Annotated in this window: 7 protein-coding genes and 2 pseudogenes; 1 reads left to right on the top strand and 8 read right to left on the bottom strand. The window is 34.4% G+C overall.

From position 1 onward, the window contains the following. Positions 1-102: 102 nt before the first annotated feature. The 8 genes and pseudogenes from FB379_RS18055 to FB379_RS18020 all read right to left on the bottom strand — a co-directional run. A pseudogene (locus FB379_RS18055) lies at positions 103-324 on the bottom strand (ABC transporter permease); the annotation flags it as partial. Positions 325-451: 127 nt separating this feature from the next. After that, on the bottom strand, positions 452-1,399 hold the full coding sequence (locus FB379_RS18050) for an L-lactate dehydrogenase (protein WP_144598570.1): 948 nt from the start codon (positions 1,397-1,399) through the stop codon (positions 452-454). 31 nt (positions 1,400-1,430) lie between these two features. Next, complete coding sequence (locus FB379_RS18045) at positions 1,431-1,625, bottom strand: L-lactate permease (RefSeq protein ID WP_277874818.1); 195 nt, start codon at positions 1,623-1,625, stop codon at positions 1,431-1,433. 65 nt (positions 1,626-1,690) lie between these two features. Further along, positions 1,691-2,141, bottom strand: a pseudogene (locus FB379_RS18040) (L-lactate permease); the annotation flags it as partial. 510 nt (positions 2,142-2,651) lie between these two features. Then, positions 2,652-3,080 carry a hypothetical protein gene (locus tag FB379_RS18035; RefSeq protein ID WP_144598568.1) on the bottom strand — a complete coding sequence of 143 codons (429 nt, stop codon included), beginning with the start codon at positions 3,078-3,080 and terminating at the stop codon, positions 2,652-2,654. A gap of 49 nt (positions 3,081-3,129) precedes the next feature. Beyond that, complete coding sequence (locus FB379_RS18030) at positions 3,130-3,312, bottom strand: hypothetical protein (RefSeq protein ID WP_144598567.1); 183 nt, start codon at positions 3,310-3,312, stop codon at positions 3,130-3,132. 13 nt (positions 3,313-3,325) lie between these two features. After that, entirely contained in the window at positions 3,326-3,448 is a 123-nt protein-coding gene (locus FB379_RS18025) for a BREX protein BrxB domain-containing protein (RefSeq protein ID WP_242009369.1), read from the bottom strand. Positions 3,449-3,616: 168 nt separating this feature from the next. Next, a complete protein-coding gene (locus FB379_RS18020; protein WP_144598566.1) occupies positions 3,617-3,925 on the bottom strand; it encodes a hypothetical protein in 309 nt (102 codons plus the stop codon). 589 nt (positions 3,926-4,514) lie between these two features. Between FB379_RS18020 and FB379_RS18015 the strand changes: the two genes are divergently transcribed. Beyond that, positions 4,515-5,420, top strand: coding sequence for a DNA adenine methylase (locus FB379_RS18015; protein WP_144598565.1), 906 nt, complete (start codon positions 4,515-4,517; stop codon positions 5,418-5,420). Positions 5,421-5,517: the final 97 nt, after the last annotated feature.

Below are 5,517 nucleotides of genomic sequence, written 5' to 3'. Positions count from 1 at the left end.
TTGGTGGCCCCGATGAGGGGGATTGCGAACCTACGTTCCCAACCCCCTCATCGGGGAATTCTAAGAATTTCTCCCACAAACATTTTACTCACACTATCCAATTTATGCCCGGCGCATATATACACGGACGGTGATGGGCGCAAAGATTGCCACAATGGCAGTAGCCCCGATGAGAGAGACAGCAAAATCCGAGCCAATAGTTCCAGCATTGATCAGATCACGGACGGCAGTAATAATATGCGAAACTGGATTAATCTTCGCAAACCATTGAAGCCAATCGGGCATTGTCTTGACTGGCACAAAAGCATTGGAAAGAAACGTAAGTTGAGCTTTTGATCCTAACAAGCCTCGCAGCAGTTTGTAATCGGGAATTGGTTTTCCCAATCCTTGTTTCCTAAACGTTCCCGGTACAATGGTCACTATAGAGCATGTCGCTTTGCCATCAAGTGGATTAAATGACAGATTTCATCGTATCTTTTAGCACTGAAACGGAATAATTAAATTGTTCTTGTTCCTTTTCGTTCAGTTCAATTTCGATTATTTCGTGAACGCCGTTACGATTAAGCTTGGCTGGTACTCCAATATATACATCATTTTGCCCATATTCACCTTCTAGATAGGAAGATACTGTCAGAATACTATTTTCATTTTTAAGAATTGCTTTTGTAATCCGGACAAGGGACATTCCTATTCCATAGTATGTCGCCCCTTTTCGCTCAATGATATGATAAGCAGCGTCACGGACGTTTACAAAGATCTCCTCTAAACATTCTTTCTTTAAATCTTTCTTTCGCTCTAAAACATCATCAAGATTCTCTATTCCGATCTTGGCATGGCTCCAAACCGGAAGCTCGGTATCTCCATGTTCCCCTATGATAATTGCATGAATATTTCTTGTATCCACATTGAAATACTTCCCTAATTCAAATCTTAGACGTGCAGAATCTAAGACTGTTCCTGAGCCAATGACGCGTTTCTTTGGCAGTCCTGACTCCTTCCAAGTGACATAAGTTAAGATATCTACTGGATTTGTTGCCACTAAAAATATGCCATTAAATCCACTTTTCATAATCTCTTTTATAATTTGTTTAAATATTCGCGTATTTTTCTCAACTAACTGCAATCGGGTTTCACCTGGTTTTTGTGCCAATCCCGCAGTGATAACAACTAAGTCCGCATTGGCGCAATCTTGATAAGAACCGCTCCATACCTTTATTGGCGAAGGTGCAAACGGCACTCCATGGTTAAGATCCATCACCTCGCCTTCAGCTTTTGCTTCATTTATATCAATTAAAACTAATTCCTCAACGACCCCCTGATTAATTAGTGAATAGGCATAACTGCAGCCTACAGCACCTGTTCCAACGATTACAACACGATTTACTTTTTCTTTATTCATGGTTATACATCCCCCTTAAAATGTTATATGATTAAAATAGGAAGCAGCTAACTAACCCAATTACAGCAAGCAAACATAAGCTATATTTAATTGTCACTTTAAATAAATCACTTTCTTTTCCTGCAAATCCAACTGCCGCAGCTGCAACTGCAATTGATTGAGGTGAAATCATTTTAGCCATTGTACCACCCATTACATTGACAGCAACCATCGTTTCGGGTGCTATTCCAATTTGTCAAGCAGTGACAGCTTGAAGTGGAGCAAATAAGGAACCGTTGTTTACAACAGAGCTGGACTAAATCCAAGCCCTACTAAAATTGCTGCTGTTATGGCAACGGGTGCTCCAAATCCTGCAGCTCCTTCTAAAAATGCTCCAAATAAAAATGCCCCAATAAGAACTTGCAATTCTTTGATCCTCTGTAATAAAAGAAATACTAATGGCAAATTTTCCGGTTTTTACTGATATTTTATAAAGGAAAATAGCAGCAAATACGATTGATGCTACTGGCCATAAACCGACTAAAATTCCATATATCGCAGACATCAAAACTAAGATTGCAGGCATTTTATAAATAAAGACGGCAAAAATGCCTGCAGCAATTATGCTGAAAAGCCCTGCTATATATCCTTTTAATTTAAATACTGTCAGCAAAACAATAAAAACGATGATAGGAACGGCAGCTATAATAGCTGAAAGCCATATATTTTCCAATGGATTATAAACTTGCTCCCATACATGCATCTTGTTCAGCCCCTATACTTTAAAATCGACGAAATGATTTTGTGATATATTTCACAATGTGTATTACTTCCTCCCCCTAAATTATTTATTTTGCTTACAAAGTTAGTATAACATCTGTTTGTGAAATTTTTCACAATATATATGAAAAAAATATGAACTTTTGAGACATGTTGAGTAAAGTAATGATAAAAAGGAGAAAATCATTTATGAAGGAATAAGAGGGTTAGATAATCTTTAAAATTTAATATAAAAATATAATAATTAACTAGATGAAAAGTGATGAGAACGACTAAACTTACTATTTTATAAAATAAAAATTTTACGTAAATTTTTTTACATGTCTATTTTCTTGACATAATACCAAGACGAATATAGTAAAAAAGGGCTGTTCAGAATGAGGCATCCAAGTTTTTTGATGGAAGATCTACACACTAGGAATAAGTAAACTAAAATTCATTTTACCCATAATAACAAAATGCAACTGTTCGTAAATTCACCGGTCTAATCAACTTAGAACTCCGGAATCTTCTTGATCGTCAGCAATTCACCATGATGTAGAGCGAGTTGTTTAGGATTCGATAATTGATTCAATAAGAGTTTTCTCCGTTCTACAATTTTTAAAGGGTGTCGGTGTGTATTTAAAATGTGAGCAATTTGAATGGTACATGTCTTATAGTAACTGCATACGTCGAGAATATATTTATGAAGCAATGGCAATCCAAAATCATCATATGCTTCTAAAGTTTCAGGATCACACAAACCATAAACGATTTCAATTTGCACGGGATAATTGAATCCATCTACTTTTTCATCACTTTCTGTTAAGTCAAGAGTTTGATCAAGAGCTATTTTACTCCCATTTAAATTAATAAAACCACTTTTAGAGTATATACCTGATGGTAGTTTAATATCTGAGGCAAGGTAATAATAATATGTCATAGAAAACCCCTCTCATTTAATGACTTCATCTGTATTTGCGCTAGATAAATTAATTCGGGTCGCAAAACGTCCTTGGATTTTGGAAAAATCTTTTTTCGCTATGGACATTAAGTGACGCTTTTATTTTTTCTTGAGATGTGACAATGACCCATGCTTGGCCCATTGTTGCACTTCGTACACCCTCATTAATCGGACGAAAAATTTCTTTTTTAAATATTTCTTTAACTAACACATAATCTTCTCCTCTATGATATTCTCGTTAATTGATACTGATCTTCATTATGTAAAATCCCAAATAGTCGTAGGTCTAATCCGGTAAAATGACCGGGGTAAAAAAGTATAATTGGTTTACGTTTTTTTGCAAGCAAAAAGTGCAGAGAATTGCAAAATCCTTATGCAGTGATATGCAATGGGGATTTACATGGAGGAGGAGCCATGATAACCTTTTTTGGTTTTGCCAAAACTGTTGGCTAAAGAATCATGGCTACAGAGGATCCATGTCAAGCCCTTGATGGATAGATCACATATATGTATATTTATTCAAAATTTTGATAAAGCACTGTATTTTTTTCTTGTAGAAAACATACTACCATCTCAAAGGTGTCATTGTTAATTTCTAATTCTTCTGCGGATACTTTATATACTGTTGTATCATCATCACTTGAAACTACTTCAACTGTTTCATCAATACTTACATCAATTTGTTCTGTACTTTCAAAAATTTCTTCTGTATTTGGGAAATTGGTTATTTCTTCCGCAAATGCAACCGGAGCAACTCCAGCAATATTAATAAACAAAAAAGTAGCAACTAATAATTTAATTAATTTCTTTTTCATCTTTTTCATTTAGAATTTCCTTTACCCTTTCTTTTTGTAATGTTAGAAAACCTTCTCCAAATTGTACTTTGTCACCTAACTTCACAACATAATTGGAGAGTTCTTCTTTGATAGTGCTGGCATTATATTTTGAGTCGCTTCTATTCAGGATTGCTGTAATAACACTAGTGGCATATGCAGTAGCGAAAGACATTCCTGAAAATGTTGAGTAGGATCCTTTGTTATCTGTAGAGATAACTTCTACACCTAGAGCTGAATAATCTATTTTCCCGACTCCCGAATAGGATCAAGTTTGAATTTTTTATCAAACGAGGAATCAAGTAATCGCTGAACATCCGAGTTCTTATGAACGAAATCAAATGATTACGAATTTAGACCATTACCTAGAGGCGTTATTAGGTAAAACCTCGGGCTATTCGGGATGCAGGTCAACAAGTCATCTTTAATCACGGTGGAGACTTTATTTGACGCTTACTTTTAATTTATTTCAAATAATTCCCTTTATACAACAGAACATTTGTTCCTTTTCTGTGGATCATAGTTATGTTAAATTAGTATAATGTAGTAGACAAGCTACTATTAAATTGGAGGTTATTAGATGAAACCTATTTTAAAATATCGTGGTGGAAAAAAAGCAGAAATTCCTTTCTTTATTGACCATATACCCAATGATATTGAAACCTACTTTGAACCCTTTGTTGGGGGTGGTGCTGTATTCTTCCATTTAGAACATGAAAAATCAGTTATCAATGATATTAATTCTAAGCTTTATAAGTTCTATCTTCAATTAAAGCACAATTTTGATGAGGTAACTAAACAATTAAACGAACTACAGGAAATATATGAAAAAAACCAAAAGGAATATGAGGAAAAAAAAGCTCTTGCTCCTGCTGGTGTCAGAGTGGAAAATAAAAATGAAGAACTATATTATGAGCTAAGGAACGAATTTAACTATCCATCAGGAAAATGGCTAGACGCAGTAATTTATTATTTTATAAATAAAACTGCTTATAGTGGGATGATAAGGTATAACAGTAAAGGAGAATATAACGTTCCTTTTGGAAGATACAAAAACTTTAATACAAAAATCATTACTAAACAACACCATAACCTGCTTCAAAAAACAGAAATATATAATAAAGATTTTTCTGAAATTTTTAAGATGGCAAAATCAAATGACTTCATGTTTCTTGATCCTCCATATGATTGTATTTTTAGTGATTATGGAAATATGGAGTTTACAGGTGATTTCGACGAGAGGGAACATCGTAGGCTTGCTGAAGAGTTTAAAAACTTAAAGTGCCGTGCACTAATGATCATTAGTAAAACGGAATTAACTACCGAACTATATAAAGATTATATCGTTGATGAATATCATAAAAGCTATTCTGTAAACATTAGAAATAGATTTAAGAATGAAGCAAAGCATTATATAATCAAGAACTATGATTATGTACGAAAAAATAAAGAAGAAAAATATGAGCAACTTGAACTTATTCATTAGTTAAGGGGCTGTCCGATAAGTCCCTAAAATGAAGCAAGTGGAGAAAAACAATTCGTTTCTCTCCACTTGCTTTTATATTTTTTCGATTTTTATCTGA

This window comes from Aeribacillus composti, assembly GCF_007827555.1.
Classification (GTDB): domain Bacteria; phylum Bacillota; class Bacilli; order Bacillales; family Aeribacillaceae; genus Aeribacillus; species Aeribacillus composti.
The sequence above is the reverse complement of the archived record's forward strand: the minus strand, read 5'-3'. Positions and strand labels throughout refer to the sequence as shown.